This window comes from Pantoea sp. Cy-640 (assembly GCF_011752635.1).
GTDB classification, from domain to species: domain Bacteria; phylum Pseudomonadota; class Gammaproteobacteria; order Enterobacterales; family Enterobacteriaceae; genus Pantoea; species Pantoea dispersa.
This window is the reverse complement of the sequence record NZ_VWXB01000012.1, coordinates 99,101-116,272: the sequence shown is the minus strand read 5'-3', so window position 1 is coordinate 116,272 and position 17,172 is coordinate 99,101. Positions and strand designations below refer to the sequence as shown.

Sequence of the window (17,172 nt, the reverse complement as noted above, 5' to 3'; positions counted from 1 at the left end):
TTCTGCCCATCGCTTACTGCAGCAGCGAAATGTCCGCCACCTGCAGGAACAGCTCGCGCAGTTGCGCCAGCAGCGTCAGGCGATTGATACGCACCGCTTCGTCATCGGCATTCACCATGACGTTGTCGAAGAAGTTATCCACCGCTTCGCGCAGTTGTGCCAGCTCCACCAGGGCATCCTGATAGCGGCCTTCCGCAAAGTACGGCTGCAGCTTGTCGCCCAGCGCGGTGACAAAGGTCGCCAGCTGAATTTCAGCGTTCTCTTTCAGCAGGGATGCCTGCACGCTGTCGTTCAGGGTTTCGGTGGCTTTCGCCAGGATATTCGACACGCGCTTGTTAGCCGCCGCCAGCGCCGAAGCCGCTTCCAGCGTACGGAAGTGCGAAACCGCCTTCATACGTGCATCGAAATCGGCCGGACGGGTTGGACGACGCGCCAGCACCGCCTGAATGGTGTCAACGCTGTGGCCCTCTTCCTGATACCAGGCGCGGAAACGGCCCAGCATGAAGTCGATGACATCATCAACCACGTTGGCGTTGCTCAGCTTGCTACCGTACAGGCGCACCGCTTCTTCCGTCAGGGTTTGCAGATCGAGCGGCAGGTTCTTCTCAACGATGATACGCAGCACGCCCAGCGCGGCACGACGCAGCGCAAACGGGTCTTTATCGCCTTTCGGATGCTGTCCGATGCCGAAGATACCGGCCAGGGTATCCATTTTGTCGGCAATCGCCACGGCACAGGCCACCGGGCTGGACGGCAGATCGTCACCGGCGAAACGCGGCTGGTACTGCTCGTTAAGTGCGACCGCCACATCTTCCGCTTCACCATCGTGGCGCGCGTAGTGCATGCCCATCACACCCTGGGTGTCAGTGAACTCGAACACCATATTGGTCATCAGGTCGCACTTCGACAGCAGGCCAGCGCGCGTGGCGTGATTGACATCAGCGCCAATCTGCGCGGCAATCCAGCCGGCCAGCGCCTGAATACGGTCGGTTTTGTCACGCAGCGTACCCAGCTCTTTCTGGAACAGCACGGTTTCCAGACGCGGCAGGTTATCTTCCAGACGCTTTTTGCGGTCGGTGTTGAAGAAGAACTCGGCATCGGCCAGACGCGGACGCACCACTTTTTCATTACCGGCAATGATCTGCTGCGGATCGCGCGATTCAATGTTAGTGACGAAGATGAAGTTGGGCAGCAGTTGGCCGTCTTCGGCGTAAACCGGGAAGTATTTCTGATCCCCTTTCATGGTGTACACCAGCGCTTCAGCCGGTACCGCGAGGAACTTCTCTTCAAACTTCGCCGTCAGTACCACCGGCCACTCCACCAGCGAAGCCACCTCTTCCAGCAGGCTGTCGCTCAGGTCGGCTTTACCACCCAGCTGCTGCGCGGCGGCTTCGGCATCGGCTTTGATTTTGGCTTTACGCGTGGCGTAATCGGCGATCACTTTACCGCGCTCCTGCAGCAGCTGCGGATACTGATCGGCATTGTCCAGCGTCAACTCCGGCTCGCCCATGAAGCGATGGCCGCGAATAACGCGATCGGACTGAATACCGAGGATGGTGGCCGGAATCAGCTCATCACCCAGCAGCAGCGTCACGGTGTGCACCGGACGCACGAACTGCACGTCGCTGGCGCCCCAGCGCATCAGTTTTGGAATCGGCAGCTTGCTCAGCGCGGTCGCGACCATCGCCGGCAGCAGCGCCTGCGCGCTTTCGCCTTTTACCGCAGCACGATGCACCAGCCACTCGCCTTTATCAGTGCTGAGACGCTCAGCCTGCTCTACGGTGATGCCGTTGCCACGTGCCCAGCCTTCTGCCGCTTTAGTCGGCTTGCCTTCGGCATCAAACGCCGCAGCGACGGCCGGGCCACGCTTTTCTACTTCGCGATCGGGCTGCGCGGCCGCCAGCTGTGCCACCTTCAGCGCCAGACGGCGCGGTGCCGCAAACCAGCTGACGTCGCCATGCGCCAGACCGGCGCTGTCGAGCTCAGCGGTAAAGTGCGCAGCAAAGGCTTCTGCCAGGCTGCGCAGGGCTTTCGGAGGCAACTCTTCGGTGCCAATTTCCACCAGGAAAGTTTTATCGGTCATGGCTGCCTCTTACTTATTACGGTTGCACATAGGGAAGCCGAGCGCCTCGCGGGAGGCATAATAGGCTTCCGCCACGGCTTTCGTCAGGGTGCGAATACGCAGGATATAGCGCTGGCGCTCGGTTACCGAGATCGCTTTGCGCGCATCAAGCAGGTTGAAGCTGTGCGCGGCTTTGAGAATGCGCTCATAAGCCGGCAGCGGCAGCGGTTTTTCCAGCGCCAGCAGCTGCTGTGCCTCTTTTTCATACTGCTCGAAGCAGCTGAACAGGAAATCGACGTCGGCGTACTCAAAGTTATAGGTCGACTGCTCCACTTCGTTCTGGTGGAACACATCACCGTAGGTGGTTTTGCCGAACGCGCCGTCGCTCCAGGTGAGATCGTACACGCTGTCCACGCCCTGGATGTACATCGCCAGGCGCTCCAGACCGTAGGTGATCTCGCCGGTCACCGGCTTACACTCCAGGCCGCCGACCTGCTGGAAGTAGGTGAACTGCGTGACTTCCATGCCGTTCAGCCACACTTCCCAGCCGAGTCCCCAGGCGCCCAGCGTTGGGTTTTCCCAGTTATCTTCGACGAAGCGAATGTCATGCACGCCAGGGTCGATACCGAGCTCTTTCAGCGATCCGAGGTACAGCTCCTGAAGGTTGTCCGGGTTCGGCTTAATCACCACCTGGAACTGGTAGTAGTGCTGTAAACGGTTCGGGTTTTCACCGTAGCGGCCATCGGTGGGACGGCGCGATGGCTGCACGTAGGCGCTCGCCATCGGCTCTGGCCCGAGAGCACGCAGGCAAGTCATAGGGTGAGAAGTGCCAGCGCCCACTTCCATGTCCAGCGGTTGGACGATGGTGCAGCCCTGACGCGCCCAGTAATCCTGCAAGGTCAGGATCAGGCCCTGAAAGGTCTTGGTATCAAACTTTTGCATGTTGAATTCGCACGCGATACGGGTGGATTTAAAAAGAGTGCGACAGTATACCCTTTGACCGCGCATTGTGCAGCCGGAAATCCTGGCGCAGGCGGGTGCGGTTATGCGGCGGTTAACAGAGAGCTCCGAAATCCAGGCTGCGGGGGTTGTTGGCCCGCTGTGCACTGGCTACCCTTCTTCGCACGGAGTACGCACGAGGAAGCCATGTCGCAAAAAATCTGCTGGATTGATAACTTACGCGCGGTCGCCTGTCTGATGGTGATCGTCATTCACACCACCACCTGGTACATTACCGGACCGATGGCAGTCACCGGACCCAGCTGGGACGTCGCCAATCTGCTTAACTCGGCTTCGCGCGTCTGCGTGCCGCTGTTCTTCATGATTTCCGGTTATCTATTCTTTGGCGAACGCAGCGCGCAGGGCCGCCATCTGCTGCGCATTGTGCTGTGCCTGCTGTTCTACAGCGCCGTCGCGCTGGCCTACATCACCTGGCTGACGCCGATCAGCGAAGGCCGCTCACTACTGAAGCTGTTGCAGAAGCCAGTGTTCTACCATCTGTGGTTCTTCTTCGCCATTATCGGCATTTACCTGCTGTCTCCGCTGATTCAGGTGAAAAACGTGCCGCCGCGCTACGTGGCGCTGCTGGTGCTGGTCCTCGCGGTGATCGCCAATCCGAACACCGTCAGCCAGTCGCTGGGGCCGTTCCACTGGCTGCCGGTCAATCTGTATGTCAGCGGCGACTCGATTTACTACCTGCTGTACGCGCTGCTTGGACGGGCGATTGGCGTGATGGATACCGACAGGCGCGGCATTAGCTGGCTGGCAGGGCTGAGTTTTATCGCCTGCGTCATCGGTATCGCGCTCGGCACCAGACAGATGCTGAAGATTAACGGCGCGTTTAATGACACCTGGTATCTTTACTGTGGCCCACTGGTGTTTATCGCGGCGATAAGCCTGCTGGTGCTGTTTAAAAATGTGCTGAACCACCGGCCGCTGCCGCTGCTGGCGACCATTTCACGCTATTCGCTGCCGATTTATGGTTTCCATGCGCTGTTCATTCACTATCTGCGTACCCATCATTACGACGATATGTCGCGGCCGTGGCTCGATCTGCCGTGGGTCTTTGGCGTAACCCTGCTGGGCAGCCTGCTGCTGGCGATGTTGCTAAAACGCGTGGACAAGCATCACCTGGTGAGCTGATCGTCCCAGCGCTGCCGGGCGCGACGCAGTTGGCGTGCCGAGGAGAAGCCGGCGGCCAGCGCCGCTTTCTCCGCCGCTTCCCCCTGCTGCTGGCGCTGGCGCGCAATCACCAGCCGTAGCTGCTCGTGGTATTCCCGCACGCTGATACCCAGATGCTGGCGAAACAGGCGCGTCAGATGGCGCTCGCTGACGTGGGCACGTTCGGCCAGCGCGCCCAGCGACCAGTCATGTTCCGGATGCGCAATCATCGCGTCCTGCGCGCGATGAATCGCCGGATGCAGATGATTACGATAACGCAGCCACGGCGAGAGTTGCGGATCGTCACCCGAGCGGCGGAACCACACCACCATCTCCCGCGCCACCGTTAGCGCCTGCCGCGCGCCGCACAGACGGTTGATCAGGTGCAGCGCCAGATCGATACCCGCAGTTATCCCCGCGCTGGTCCAGATGCCGGCATCTTCCACAAACACGCGGTTGTCTTTCACCAGCGCAGCCGGCGCGGCAGCTTTCAGGCGCGGCAACACATCATGGTGCGTGGTGCACTGTACGCCATCCAGCAGACCAGCCTGCGCGGAGAGCAGCGCGCCGGAGCAAATACACACGAGGGTAATGCGCCGCGTATGAATCGCGCTGCGTTGCTGGCGCAGCCAGTCGCGCGCCTGCCCGGCAGCCCCGGTATCGAACCAGATGCGGGAATCGAACACGCCGGGCACAATCAGCAGGCTGTTATCGGGTAGCGTGGCGGGCAGCGGTGCAATATCCGCAATGGTCATGCCGGTCGAACAGGTGACGCTCGCCTGTGGGCCGATGTAGTGCAGCGCAAAATGTCCGCCCGCCAGCTGCAGCGTCTCTGCCGGCCCGGTGAGGTCGAGCGCCATGACGCCCGGCAGGACAAGAAAATAGACGGGCTGCGGCATGGTGGGTTCCTCAGGCGATGAAGGGTAACGATGGGCGAAGATGCGCAGCCAAATCCGGCCACGTATCTTCATCGATTCTTCCCATCATACCCGACTCTGTTCACGCCTTGCGACCTCATCCGGCCATGCGTCAGCCAAATCAGGACATCAGTGGTAACAGCTGCTGATATAGCTGCGCAAAGCGCGCACGGCGCGGCTGATAGGCCTGATGCTGCGCGGCGTCCGGCTGATGGCGCTGCACTAACGCCGGTGCCGGCCATTCGCTGGCCGGGTCCACCGCCAGCTGCGCCAGACGTGCGGCACCGAGCGCCGGCCCCACCTCGCCGCCGTGACAATAATCCAGCGTCAGTCCACTGATGTCCGCCAGCATCTGCCGCCAGTACGCGCTGCGCGCACCGCCGCCAATCAGCATCACCGCGTTGGGCAGTACGCCACACTCATGCACCGCATCCATGCCTTCCGCCAGCGCAAAGCCCACGCCTTCCAGCACCGCGCGCGCCAGTTCCGGCCGGCCGTGCTGGTGCGTCAGGCCAAAGAAAGCCCCCTGTGCCTGCGGATTATTGTGCGGCGTGCGCTCGCCGGAAAGATAAGGCAAAAACCATACCGGCGTGGCCTGCGCGCTGGCGCGTTCAGCTTCGGCCAGCAGGTGCGGCACATCATCGCAGCCGGTCAGCGCAGCGGCCCAGTCCAGACAGGCGGCGGCACTCAGCATCACCGACATCAGATGCCAGCGCTGCGGCAGCGCATGACAGAAACTGTGCACGGCGCGTTGCGGATTGCTGAGATAGCCTTCGCTCACCAGAAAATAGACGCCGGAGGTGCCGAGCGACAGCATGCCCTGCCCTGGCTCAACCATGCCAACGCCCACGGCACCAGCTGCATTGTCGCCGCCGCCGGCCACCAGCGGCACCGGCTCCATCCCCCAGCGCGCCGCAATTTCCGGCAGCAGCGTGCCGGTAATCTGGTTGCCCTCAAACAGCTGCGGCATGTGGCTGCGGTTCAGCCCGCACGCCGCCAGCATTGCATCGCTCCAGTCGCGCTGTGCCACATCCAGCCACATTGTTCCCGCCGCATCTGACATATCGGTGGCGAAATCGCCGCTCATCCGCCAGCGCAGATAATCTTTCGGCAGCAGCACTTTTGCTACCTGCGCAAATATCGCCGGTTCATGCTGCTGCACCCACAACAATTTGGGCGCGGTAAAACCCGGCATCATCAGGTTGCCGGTAATCTGACGTGACGATGGCACGCGCTGCTCCAGCTCGTGACACTGCGCGCTGCTGCGCCCATCGTTCCACAGGATCGCCGGACGCAGCACCTGATGCGTGGCGTCCAGCAGGGTCGCGCCGTGCATCTGGCCGCTAAAGCCGATGGCGCTGACGTGGCGTAAATCGTGCTGCTGCGCCAGCGCCTGCATGGCACTATCGGTGGCCTGCCACCAGCTTTCGGGATCCTGTTCGCTCCATAGCGGCTGCGGACGCGTCACCTGCAGCGGCGCGCTGGCCGTTGCCTGAACCTGGCCGTGCGCATCCAGCAGCGCCACTTTAACGCCGGAGGTGCCTAAATCGATCCCGATAACCATGCTTCGCTCCCGATGGATTAGAAATTATACAGATAGTGATTCACCAGATTTTCCAGCTGCTCCTGGCGTCCGCTGCGATGCTGCGGATTGAGTTGCAGCTGCTGAGCATGCGCCGCCAGCGAGGCAAGAGAAAACTCGCCTTTCAGAATTTGCTGGCCGAACTCACCATTCCAGCCGCTATAGCGCTGCGCCACGCGCTTATCCAGCTCGCCATCGCTCACCATACGTGCCGCCACTTTCAGCGCCAGCGCCATGGTATCCATCGCGCCGATGTGGCCATAAAACAGATCGTATTTGTCGGTGCTCTGGCGCCGTACTTTGGCATCAAAGTTTAAGCCGCCGGTGGTGAACCCGCCCGCTTTGAGGATTTCGTACATCACCAGCGCGTTTTCTTCGACGCTGTTCGGGAACTGGTCGGTATCCCAGCCGCACTGGCTGTCACCGCGGTTGGCATCGACCGAACCGAAGATGCCCAGTGCAATCGCCGTCGCAATTTCATGATGGAAAGAGTGACCCGCCAGCGTGGCATGGTTGGCTTCCACATTCACTTTGATCTCTTTTTCCAAGCCAAACTGCCGGAGGAAACCGTAGACCGTCGCGACATCAAAGTCGTACTGGTGTTTAGTCGGTTCCTGCGGCTTCGGCTCAATCAGCAGCATCCCCTGGAAACCGATTTTATGCTTGTGCTCCACCACCATCTGCATGAAGCGCCCGATCTGCTCGCGCTCCTGCCGCAAATCGGTATTCAGCAGCGTCTCGTATCCTTCGCGTCCGCCCCACAGCACATAGTTTTCACCGCCCAGCGTCTGCGTCGCCTGCATCGCGCTGCACACCTGGCTGGCTGCCCAGGCGAAAATTTCCGGATCCGGGCTGGTCGCCGCGCCGGCCGCATAGCGGGGATGCGTAAAGCAGTTCGCGGTGCCCCACAGCAATCTGACGCCGGTTTCCTGCTGTTTTTCCAGCAGTTTATCGGTCATTACCGCCAGGTTTTCCTGATAGCTGCGCAGTGAATCACCTTCCGGTGACACATCGACATCATGGAAGCAGTAATAAGGCACGTTGAGTTTATAAAAGAACTCGAACGCGACATCCGCTTTGAGCTTCGCCAGCTGCAGCGCATCGCCATTTTTCTGCCACGGGCGATCAAAGGCACCCACGCCGAACATATCCGCCCCGTTCCAGCAGAACGTGTGCCAGTAACAGGCGGCAAAACGCAGGTGTTCCGCCATGGTTTTACCCAGAATCACTTCCTGCGGATTGTAATGACGAAACGCCAGTGCGTTAGTGGTATTGGCCCCTTCATAACCAACGCGCTCAAGCTGGTCGAAATAAGCGTGCATGTTGTGCTCCTTAGCATCAGACCCGAATGGTCAGCAGTGAAGCGTTATTTTGCGGAGGCGTAAGCGTTCAGCTCAATTACGATATTTCACACTGAACTTAAGATAATTATTATTTGTGCGGCAGCTCGCAAATCCATGTATTTAATTACATCGCGGGCCGGCGCGCAGCGCCGCTGCATGATTTAACAGATGACCGCGTAAAATTTCGATCGCGCTCAAAGAATCACAAATAAACAAAAAAACGTAATAGCAGGATAAAAATCAGTAATTGATGTTGTTCACGTCGCGGGGCAACAATTCATCCGCCCTGGTTCATAGCCTTACAACGACAATAGCCTCAACCTACAGGATGACCATGATGAAAATGAGACACACGCTGTTAGCCCTCAGCGCTGCACTGGCCCTGTTCAGCCACGCCGGGCTGGCGAAAGAAGTGAAAATCGGTATGGCGATCGATGATTTACGTCTGGAACGCTGGCAGAAAGACCGGGACATTTTTGTCAGCCAGGCGGAAAAGTCTGGGGCCAGAGTATTTGTCCAGTCGGCCAACGGCAATGAAGAGACGCAAATCTCACAGATTGAAAATATGATCAACCGCGGTGTCGATGTGCTGGTCATCATTCCTTATAACGGTCAGGTATTGAGTAATGTGGTGGCCGAAGCGAAACGCGAAGGCATTAAAGTCCTCGCTTATGACCGCATGATTAATAATGCCGACATCGATTTTTATATCTCGTTTGATAATGAAAAAGTCGGCGAACTGCAGGCCGAAAGTCTGGTTAAACAGGTACCTAAAGGGAACTACTTTTTGATGGGCGGATCGCCGGTGGATAATAATGCACGTCTGTTCCGTGCCGGCCAGATGAAAGTGTTAAAACCTTACATCGATAACGGCAGCATTAAAGTGGTGGGCGATCAGTGGGTTGATGCCTGGCTGCCAGAGAATGCGCTGAAAATAATGGAAAACGCGCTGACCGCTAACAGCAACCACATTGATGCCGTCGTTGCCTCCAACGATGCCACCGCCGGTGGGGCCATTCAGGCGCTGAGCGCGCAGGGACTGGCGGGCAAAGTCGCCATTTCCGGTCAGGATGCCGATCTCGCCGCCATCAAACGCATCATGAACGGCACGCAAACCATGACGGTGTACAAACCTATCACCGAACTTGCCACCGAAGCGGCAAAAATTGCGGTGGAACTGGGCGACGGCAAAACCCCCGCCAGCAACAGCAAGCTGAATAATGGCCTGAAAGAGGTGCCGTCGCGCCTGCTGAAGCCGATTCCGGTCAATAAAGACAACATCGAAAGCACCGTGGTGAAAGACGGCTTCCATAAACAGAGCGAACTCTAAGCGCCTGAAACGCGAAGGAGCAGATCGATGCTGCTGGAAATGAACAACATCACCAAGCGTTTCGGCGCGGTGAAAGCGCTGGACGCCGTCAGCCTGCGGCTCGAAGCCGGTGAAGTCATGTCGCTGTGCGGTGAGAACGGCTCGGGTAAATCGACGCTGATGAAAGTGCTGTGCGGGCTTTACCCGCACGGCGAATTTGACGGCGAAATCCGCTTTGCCGGCGATCGCATCGAGGCGCAAACCATCCGCGACACCGAGCGCAAAGGCATTGTGATTATTCATCAGGAGCTGGCGCTGGTGCGGCAGCTTACGGTCATGGAGAACATTTTCCTCGGTGCCGAGCTCGGTCGCTTCGGTATGGTCGATGATGAAACCATGACGCTGCGCTGCCAGCAGCTGCTGGAGCGGGTCAAACTTAACGTTTCGCCTGCCACCAAAGTTGGCGAGCTCGGCCTCGGTCAGCAGCAACTGGTAGAGATCGCGCGGGCGCTGAATAAGCAGGTGCGATTGCTAATTCTTGATGAGCCGACCTCGTCGCTCACCGAACAGGAAACCGAAGTGCTGCTTGGGATTATCACTAACCTGCGCGAGCACGGTATTGCCTGCATCTACATCTCCCACAAGCTTAATGAGGTCAAAGCGATTTCGGACACCATCTGTGTGATCCGCGATGGTCAGCACATCGCCACACGGCCAGCGGCCGGGCTGAGTGAAGATGACATTATCACGATGATGGTGGGCCGCGAGCTCACCGCACTTTATCCGCACCAGCCGCACGAGATCGGCGAAACGGTACTGAAAGTGGAAAACCTCACCGCCTGGCATCCGGTCAACCGCCACGTGCGCCGCGTTAATAATGTGTCGTTCAGCCTGAAGCGCGGCGAAATTCTCGGTATTGCCGGGCTGGTGGGTGCAGGACGCACCGAAACGGTCCAGTGCCTGTTTGGTGTCTGGCCCGGTCGCTGGCAGGGCGAAATCTGGATTGATGGCCAGCAGGTGAAGATCGACGATTGCCGGGCCGCGATTGCGCACGGCATCGCCATGGTGCCGGAGGACCGGAAAAAAGATGGCATCGTGCCACTGATGGGCGTGGGGAAAAACATCACGCTGGCCGCGCTGGATCAATACAGCCATCGCTTCTCCACGCTGGATGAAGCACAGGAGCAGCAGGCGATCAATGATGCTATCCGCCGCCTGCGCGTCAAAACCTCCTCACCCGAGCTGGCGATTGGCCGCCTCAGCGGTGGTAATCAGCAAAAAGCGATCCTCGCCAAATGCCTGCTGCTCAATCCGCGCATTTTGATTCTGGACGAACCGACGCGCGGCATCGACGTCGGCGCTCGCCAGGAGATCTATCTGCTGATTAACGCGCTGGTGCAGCAGGGCATCGCGGTGATTGTTATCTCCTCCGAACTGCCTGAAGTGCTGGGTCTGAGTGACCGCGTATTGGTGATGCACGAAGGGCAAATCAAAGCCGATCTGATTAACGATAACCTGACTCAGGAGCAGGTCATGGAAGCTGCCCTGCGGAGCGAACATTATGCTTAAAACTGAAAGTAGCCAGAGCCTGTCCGGTACCCCGGGCAAGCCAGCGCCGGGCAAGTTTCCGCGCTTCAATCTGCAGGTGCTGGTGATGCTGGGAGCGATTGTGCTTATCGCTCTGTTCTTCACCTGGACCACCGACGGTGCCTGGCTTAGCCCACGCAACGTCTCTAACCTGCTGCGCCAGACCGCCATCACCGGCATCCTCGCGGTGGGCATGGTGTTTGTCATTATCTCGGCGGAGATCGACCTTTCCGTCGGTTCGATGATGGGCCTGCTGGGCGGTGCCGCAGCCATCTTTGACGTCTGGCTCGGCTGGCCGCTGCCGCTGACCATCGTGGTAACGCTGGTGCTTGGCCTGTTATTGGGCACCTGGAATGGCTGGTGGGTCGCATACCGTAAGGTACCCTCGTTCATCGTCACGCTGGCGGGCATGCTGGCGTTTCGCGGCATTCTGGTTGGTTTTACCGATGGCACCACCGTAGCGCCAACAACGCCGGCGATGTCACAGATCGGGCAAAGCTATTTGCCGGGCGGTGTTGGCTTTGGCTTCGGCTTCGCCGGTCTGGCACTGTTTATTCTCTGGCAATGGCGGCTGCGGCTGCGTCGTCAGCAGCTGGGGTTATCACAACCAGCCGCCAGCGGCACGGTGGCACGCCAGGCGATTACCGCCGTCCTGGTGCTGGGTGCCATCTGGTTACTGAACGATTACCGCGGCGTGCCGACACCGGTCCTGCTGCTGGCACTGCTGCTGCTCGGCGGCATGTTTATGGCCACGCGCACCGCCTTCGGACGACGGATTTACGCCATCGGCGGCAACATTGATGCAGCGCGCCTGTCTGGCATCAACGTGGCGCGCACCAAGCTGGCGGTGTTCGCCATCAACGGCGTCATGGTGGCTATCGCCGGCCTGATCCTCAGCTCACGTCTTGGTGCTGGCTCGCCCTCGGCGGGCAATATTGCCGAACTGGACGCCATCGCTGCCTGCGTGATTGGCGGCACCAGCCTGGCGGGCGGCGTCGGTTCGGTGGCCGGCGCGGTGATGGGCGCCTTCATCATGGCGTCTCTGGATAACGGCATGAGCATGATGGACGTGCCGACCTTCTGGCAGTACATCGTCAAAGGGGCGATTTTACTGCTGGCGGTGTGGATGGATACGGCCACGCGCCGCCGGGTGTAATCGCGTGGGCGATCACAATGTGGCGCAAACAATTTCTGCTGCCTTTTCCGCCGTGCTATGCAATGCGCAACAGGTTTAAGGGAGCGCGCCACGATGCACGAAAAAAGTTACCGTATTACGCTGCTGTTTAACGCCAACAAGGTGTATGACCGCCAGGTGGTGGAAGGGGTTGGCGAGTATCTGCAGGCTTCGCAAACTGACTGGGATATCTTCATTGAAGAGGATTTCCGCTGCCGCATCGACAACATCCGCGAATGGCTGGGGGACGGTGTCATTGCGGATTACGACGACAGCTCGATCGAGAGCCTGCTCAGCAATGTGCCGGTGCCGATTGTCGGCGTTGGTGGCTCTTATCACCGCCAGCAGGATTATCCGCCGGTGCACTACATCGCCACCGACAACGCTGCGCTGGTGGAGAGTGCCTTTCTGCACCTGAAAGAGAAAGGCATTCATCGCTTTGCGTTTTACGGCCTGCCCGCCGCCAGCGGCAAACGCTGGGCGCAGGAGCGCGAGCAGGCGTTTCGCCAGCTAGTGATGCGCGAGCGCTACCAGGGTGTGGTGTATCAGGGGATGGAAACCGCGCCGGAAAACTGGCAGCACGCGCAAAACCGCCTCGCCGACTGGCTGCAAACGCTGCCGCCGCAGACCGGCATTATCGCGGTGACCGACGCGCGTGCGCGCCATTTGCTGCAGGCCTGTGAACACCTGAAAATTCCGGTGCCGGAGAAGCTCAGCGTAATCGGCATCGATAACGAAGAGCTGACGCGCTATCTGTCCCGCGTGGCGCTCTCTTCGGTAGCCCAGGGCACACGCCAGATGGGTTATCAGGCCGCCAAGCTGCTGCATCGTCTGCTCGATAGGCAAACGCTGCCGCTGCAACGCATTCTGGTGCCGCCGGTGAAAGTCATTGCCCGCCGCTCTACTGATTTTCGTTCGCTGCGCGATCCGGCGGTGATTCAGGCGATGCATTACATCCGCTTTAACGCCTGTAAAGGCATCAAGGTCGAACAGGTGCTGGATGCGATTGGCATGTCGCGCTCCAATCTGGAAAAGCGTTTTCGCGATGAGACCGGCGACACCATTCACGCCATGATTCACCGCGAGAAGCTGGAGAAAGCGCGTGAACTGCTGGCCTGCTCTTCATTGAATATTAATGAAATTTCGCAGATGTGCGGCTATCCTTCCCTGCAGTACTTCTATTCGGTGTTTAAGAAAAGCTACGCCACCACGCCTAAGGAGTATCGGCAGCATCACGGCGAGAAGGTGCAGTAACGGCCCGATGCGATCAAGATTTTGCCGCCAATTGCCGCTATACTGCGCGGCATCTTCAAAGGAAGATCGTCGTCTCCGGTGAGGCGGCCGGATTTCAAATCCGGTTGGGGCCGCCAGCGGTCCCGGGCAGGTTCGACTCCTGTGATCTTCCGCCACTACACTTCCGTAGCCTTCCGATATTATTTTTAATTACCTTTAAAAACATAGCATTGAAATAACAACTCATCCGTATTAGTCCTAACACATCTGCCAGAATCCACAGTAAATGTGTATAGTGGTGCGTATAGAATTTTTATACACACTTTAGACTTATACACACGGCCCTCACAGACATACAAATTCGACGCGCACAACCCTAGGAAAAGCCTTACACCCTTAGCGACAGCCTCGGCTTGGCTTTACTCGTTAACCCTGATGGCAGCAAAGGATGGCGCTTCCGTTATCGGTTCAACGGTAAGGCTAAGTTGATGTCGTTTGGCTCCTATAGCCTCGTTTCACTCGCTGAGGCACGCGAGAAACTCGATATCGCGCGCAAGCAGGTAGCTAATGACATTGATCCAGTAGAAGAGCGTAAGGCCCAAAAACTGGCAAAAGAGCTTTCTGCAGAAAACTCTTTTGAGGTGATAAGTCGAGAATGGCACACGAATAAGGCGGACCGCTGGACCGTTGCTTACCGGGACGAGATGATTAAGACCTTTGAGCAGGATGTTTTCCCATTTATCGGCAGTCGTCCAATCTCAGAGATTAAGCCGCTTGAGTTTCTTGAGGTGCTGCGTCGTATTGAAAAGCGTGGAGCTTTAGAGAAAACCTGCAAGGTTCGCCAGCGCTGCGGTGAGGAGTTCCGATATGCAATTATTACCGGCCGAGCTGAGTACATTTCTGCTCCTGATTTACCTATTGCGCCAACCGTTCCCAAACAAAAGAATCAACCATTTTATCTGCGGAAGAGCTGCCTTATTTTGTACGAGACCTGGAAGCGTATACAGGTAGTATCATTACTAAAAATGCGACAAAGATCGTTATGTTCACGGGTGTAAGGACGCAGGAGATGCGTTTTGCTACTTGGGATGAGGTTGATTTAGAAAATGGTATATGGGAAATTCCGGCTTAAAGAATGAAAATGCGTAGCCCTCACATTGTTCCCTTATCTTCTCAGGTAATTGATATATTCAATCAGTTCAGGCCCATAACAGGCCATTACCCATACATTTTTATTGGCAGGAGCAATCGTAAAAAACCAATCTCTAAAGAGAGTGTTTCTCAAGTCATTGAATTATTGGGCTATAAAGGCTGAGCCACACGTCACGGCTTTAGACATACAATGTCCACAATACTGCATGAACAAGGGTCGACAGTACATGGATTGAGATGCAATTGGCACATGTTGATAGAAATAAAATTAGAGATACCTACAATCATGCTCAATACATTGAAAAAAGAAATGAGATGTTGCAGTGGTATTCAAACATTGTCCGCTCAGAGGGTATAAAATGAGCTATAGAATTGATTATGTAGACTACGAACGACTATCTATTTCATTTTTAGATAAAATAGAAACAGATAGCGAAGAAAATATATTTACAGTTCTTATTGGCAAGAATGGCTCTGGAAAAAGTCGAGTTCTCAGTGAGATTGTGAACGTATTATGCTCAATTTACGTAGATAATACACTTTTGAAAAGAGACATAGGTACGGTAAGTCAATATAAACAAGATGATCATAACTCCTCTCTATCCATAACATCAAACAAGGTCCATTCGAAAATACAGGTGCATGGTCGCAGTATAATTAAATACAAATCTATAAATAAAGATCTTGTATGCCCCAAGAAAATAATTGCAGCGTCAACCAGCCCTTTTGACAAATTCCCTGAGGAGATATCTTATTTTTCAGGAAGAAAAGAATCCCAAGTTATATACAATTATTATGGAATTGAAGACCGTTCAAAAAACAAAGCTTTATTATCTCTAGTTCAAAAGCTATTCTTTTCAGTAGCCGATAACTCTCTAATAAGTAACAAACCCACCATTAAAAAACTACTTGGGTTTTTAGGTCTTGAGTCCCATTTTGAAATAAATTTCAGACTGAAACATGGAATTGGTAAATTCATGAGTAACCTTTCAGCCATGTCAACAAATGAGTTCATGAACTATATTTCATCAGCAGCACAAAGAGATTTATCATTTTTATATAAAAAATATGACATCAACCTTAAAAAATTAAGAGATGCATTCTTCACATTAAATGATTATTGTATAAAGCATGACTTCTCAAGGATTATTACATTTGAAATCTTTTATGATTCATTAAAAGTTGACAGCCGCACCAAAAAATTTATTTCTGACATTAAAATCCTAGCTGATATTGGGATTCTTACGGTAAATGATGTTATTGTTAACAGAAAGCCATCTCGAGATAAAGACGGGTGGTCATGGTGGAGAGAAGATAGTGTAAGATTTAGTATAAATGACGCAAGCTCTGGACAGCAATGCATTCTTCTCAATGTGCTTGGAATCGCTGCAAGTATAGAAGACAATTCATTAATATTAATTGATGAACCAGAGATAAGCTTGCATCCAGAATGGCAGGAAACTTATATACAACTTCTTATTGATTCATTTACTCACATTAAAGGATGTCATTTTATAGTAGCCACCCATTCGCCACAAATTGTATCGAATTTAAGAGAGGAAAATTGCTTCATCTCATTGATTGAAACTGGTCACTGTATCTCTTCACAACATTTCATAAATAAATCTGCCGATTTCCAACTCGCCACTCTTTTTGATGCCCCAGGGTTAGGTAACGAGTATTTAAACAGAATTGCAGTAAATATTCTTACTGCGTTGTCTAATGGAACATTTAATCTCAAAGACTATTCTGATGATCTCGAATTGCTTAAAAAAACAGGAGTAAAATTGAAAACGAAGATAACGTTAGAAAATTAATCGATCTCGCACTTGAAATAACAGGGAGGTTCTTTAAATGTTAGATGAAGTTAATTATTCTGAGAAAGCATTACTAAAAATAAAAGAAAAACTTAAGAGCAATGGTTTTTGTGGATCGTACTGGTCTGATGACGACATTGATTTCATAAGAAAAGAAATAAAGTATCACTATATCAAAGCACAAGCATATACCTGTGTATATTGCAAGCAAGTAATAAAAAGCACTAATGGTCGAGTATGGGACATTGAACATATAATATCGCGAGAACTAGCGTGTGAGTTTATGTTCGAACCCAAAAATCTTTGTGCTGCATGCCCAGAATGTAATCATCGAAAAGGTGCCCATAGAGTTACTCAGAGCAAGGCCAGAAGGCGCCTTCCCTCTAAATCAGATGATTATTCTATCGTTCACCCTCACTTCGATAATTATGATGAGCATATTGAAGCAATAAAGCCTGGTGAATTTTATATATCTAAAACTCAGAAAGGAGAGAAAACCATTTCATTATGTGGATTAAATCGTTTCTATGAATTTGCAGGCTATGATGAGGCGGTAACGTCGAACAACCAAATACTACAATATGCAAACATGCTATCAAATATTAAAGACGAATCTCAAAAGAAAATATGTCTTCGTAATATAGCAACCTTAGCTATCAGACAGCTGCTAGTTAACAGTGATGACAAATGATAAATGCTATCCAGCGCGCAATGCCATCCCCGCCACGCCTGCCCGCTTTATGCATCGCTTTTCATGCAGGTGCATGATGCGGGCCGGGCCGCGCCCGGTATGAGCTGAACGATGAAAAGCGGTGCATGTTTTTTCATGCAAATCC

12 protein-coding genes, 1 tRNA gene and 1 pseudogene are annotated in these 17,172 nt (G+C 54.7%); 9 read left to right on the top strand and 5 right to left on the bottom strand.

Going from position 1 to position 17,172, the window contains the following annotated elements:
- Positions 1 to 13: 13 nt before the first annotated feature.
- Together glyS and glyQ are read right to left on the bottom strand one after the other, a co-directional pair.
- Entirely contained in the window at positions 14 to 2,083 is a 2,070-nt protein-coding gene (glyS, locus tag F3J36_RS22600; protein WP_058781907.1) for a glycine--tRNA ligase subunit beta, read from the bottom strand.
- Between the two features lie 9 nt (positions 2,084 to 2,092).
- Positions 2,093 to 3,004: a glycine--tRNA ligase subunit alpha gene (gene glyQ / locus F3J36_RS22595; protein ID WP_021506863.1), complete on the bottom strand. Its 912-nt coding sequence runs from the start codon at positions 3,002 to 3,004 to the stop codon at positions 2,093 to 2,095.
- A gap of 204 nt (positions 3,005 to 3,208) precedes the next feature.
- Here glyQ and F3J36_RS22590 point away from each other — a divergent pair, with 204 nt between their 5' ends.
- Positions 3,209 to 4,204 carry an acyltransferase gene (locus F3J36_RS22590; RefSeq protein ID WP_058758160.1) on the top strand — a complete coding sequence of 332 codons (996 nt, stop codon included), beginning with the start codon at positions 3,209 to 3,211 and terminating at the stop codon, positions 4,202 to 4,204.
- On the opposite strand, the gene F3J36_RS22585 is transcribed toward F3J36_RS22590, so the two are convergent.
- The 3 genes from F3J36_RS22585 to xylA all read right to left on the bottom strand — a co-directional run bounded on the left by F3J36_RS22585 (position 4,189) and on the right by xylA (position 8,043).
- Complete coding sequence (locus F3J36_RS22585) at positions 4,189 to 5,121, bottom strand: GlxA family transcriptional regulator (RefSeq protein WP_141496809.1); 933 nt, start codon at positions 5,119 to 5,121, stop codon at positions 4,189 to 4,191. The two genes, F3J36_RS22590 and F3J36_RS22585, sit on opposite strands and share 16 nt — an antisense overlap.
- 139 nt (positions 5,122 to 5,260) lie before the next feature.
- Positions 5,261 to 6,703 (bottom strand): xylulokinase, encoded by a 1,443-nt coding sequence (gene xylB, locus F3J36_RS22580; protein WP_166720639.1) that lies wholly within the window; start codon positions 6,701 to 6,703, stop codon positions 5,261 to 5,263.
- A gap of 17 nt (positions 6,704 to 6,720) precedes the next feature.
- Positions 6,721 to 8,043, bottom strand: a complete 1,323-nt coding sequence (xylA, locus tag F3J36_RS22575) for a xylose isomerase (RefSeq protein ID WP_127833456.1) — start codon at positions 8,041 to 8,043, stop codon at positions 6,721 to 6,723.
- 358 nt (positions 8,044 to 8,401) lie between these two features.
- On the opposite strand from xylA, the gene xylF reads away from it, so the two are divergent.
- The 8 genes and pseudogenes from xylF to F3J36_RS22535 all read left to right on the top strand — a co-directional run bounded on the left by xylF (position 8,402) and on the right by F3J36_RS22535 (position 17,027).
- Positions 8,402 to 9,394, top strand: a complete 993-nt coding sequence (gene xylF, locus F3J36_RS22570; protein WP_166720652.1) for a D-xylose ABC transporter substrate-binding protein — start codon at positions 8,402 to 8,404, stop codon at positions 9,392 to 9,394.
- A gap of 27 nt (positions 9,395 to 9,421) precedes the next feature.
- Positions 9,422 to 10,942 (top strand): xylose ABC transporter ATP-binding protein, encoded by a 1,521-nt coding sequence (locus F3J36_RS22565; RefSeq protein ID WP_058758165.1) that lies wholly within the window; start codon positions 9,422 to 9,424, stop codon positions 10,940 to 10,942.
- Complete coding sequence (gene xylH, locus F3J36_RS22560) at positions 10,935 to 12,116, top strand: xylose ABC transporter permease XylH (protein WP_166720638.1); 1,182 nt, start codon at positions 10,935 to 10,937, stop codon at positions 12,114 to 12,116. Before F3J36_RS22565 ends, xylH begins: the two co-directional genes overlap by 8 nt.
- A gap of 93 nt (positions 12,117 to 12,209) precedes the next feature.
- Complete coding sequence (gene xylR, locus F3J36_RS22555) at positions 12,210 to 13,388, top strand: D-xylose utilization transcriptional activator XylR (protein WP_166720637.1); 1,179 nt, start codon at positions 12,210 to 12,212, stop codon at positions 13,386 to 13,388.
- A gap of 60 nt (positions 13,389 to 13,448) precedes the next feature.
- A tRNA-Sec gene (locus F3J36_RS22550) sits at positions 13,449 to 13,543 on the top strand.
- Positions 13,544 to 13,780: 237 nt separating this feature from the next.
- Positions 13,781 to 14,882: pseudogene (locus tag F3J36_RS22545) on the top strand (tyrosine-type recombinase/integrase).
- Positions 14,879 to 16,336 (top strand): AAA family ATPase, encoded by a 1,458-nt coding sequence (locus tag F3J36_RS22540; RefSeq protein ID WP_166720636.1) that lies wholly within the window; start codon positions 14,879 to 14,881, stop codon positions 16,334 to 16,336. The pseudogene F3J36_RS22545 and the gene F3J36_RS22540 overlap by 4 nt, the downstream one beginning before the upstream one ends.
- Positions 16,337 to 16,373: 37 nt before the next feature.
- Positions 16,374 to 17,027: an HNH endonuclease gene (locus F3J36_RS22535; protein WP_166720635.1), complete on the top strand. Its 654-nt coding sequence runs from the start codon at positions 16,374 to 16,376 to the stop codon at positions 17,025 to 17,027.
- The last annotated feature ends 145 nt before the right edge of the window (positions 17,028 to 17,172 follow it).

What these genes read in the sequence shown, in the direction of transcription:
- glyS (WP_058781907.1), bottom strand. Translation starts at nt 2,083, where the DNA reads ATGACCGATAAAACTTTCCTGGTGGAAATTGGCACCGAAGAGTTGCCT.
- glyQ (WP_021506863.1), bottom strand. Translation starts at nt 3,004, where the DNA reads ATGCAAAAGTTTGATACCAAGACCTTTCAGGGCCTGATCCTGACCTTG.
- F3J36_RS22590 (WP_058758160.1), top strand. Translation starts at nt 3,209, where the DNA reads ATGTCGCAAAAAATCTGCTGGATTGATAACTTACGCGCGGTCGCCTGT.
- F3J36_RS22585 (WP_141496809.1), bottom strand. Translation starts at nt 5,121, where the DNA reads ATGCCGCAGCCCGTCTATTTTCTTGTCCTGCCGGGCGTCATGGCGCTC.
- xylB (WP_166720639.1), bottom strand. Translation starts at nt 6,703, where the DNA reads ATGGTTATCGGGATCGATTTAGGCACCTCCGGCGTTAAAGTGGCGCTG.
- xylA (WP_127833456.1), bottom strand. Translation starts at nt 8,043, where the DNA reads ATGCACGCTTATTTCGACCAGCTTGAGCGCGTTGGTTATGAAGGGGCC.
- xylF (WP_166720652.1), top strand. Translation starts at nt 8,402, where the DNA reads ATGAAAATGAGACACACGCTGTTAGCCCTCAGCGCTGCACTGGCCCTG.
- F3J36_RS22565 (WP_058758165.1), top strand. Translation starts at nt 9,422, where the DNA reads ATGCTGCTGGAAATGAACAACATCACCAAGCGTTTCGGCGCGGTGAAA.
- xylH (WP_166720638.1), top strand. Translation starts at nt 10,935, where the DNA reads ATGCTTAAAACTGAAAGTAGCCAGAGCCTGTCCGGTACCCCGGGCAAG.
- xylR (WP_166720637.1), top strand. Translation starts at nt 12,210, where the DNA reads ATGCACGAAAAAAGTTACCGTATTACGCTGCTGTTTAACGCCAACAAG.
- F3J36_RS22540 (WP_166720636.1), top strand. Translation starts at nt 14,879, where the DNA reads ATGAGCTATAGAATTGATTATGTAGACTACGAACGACTATCTATTTCA.
- F3J36_RS22535 (WP_166720635.1), top strand. Translation starts at nt 16,374, where the DNA reads ATGTTAGATGAAGTTAATTATTCTGAGAAAGCATTACTAAAAATAAAA.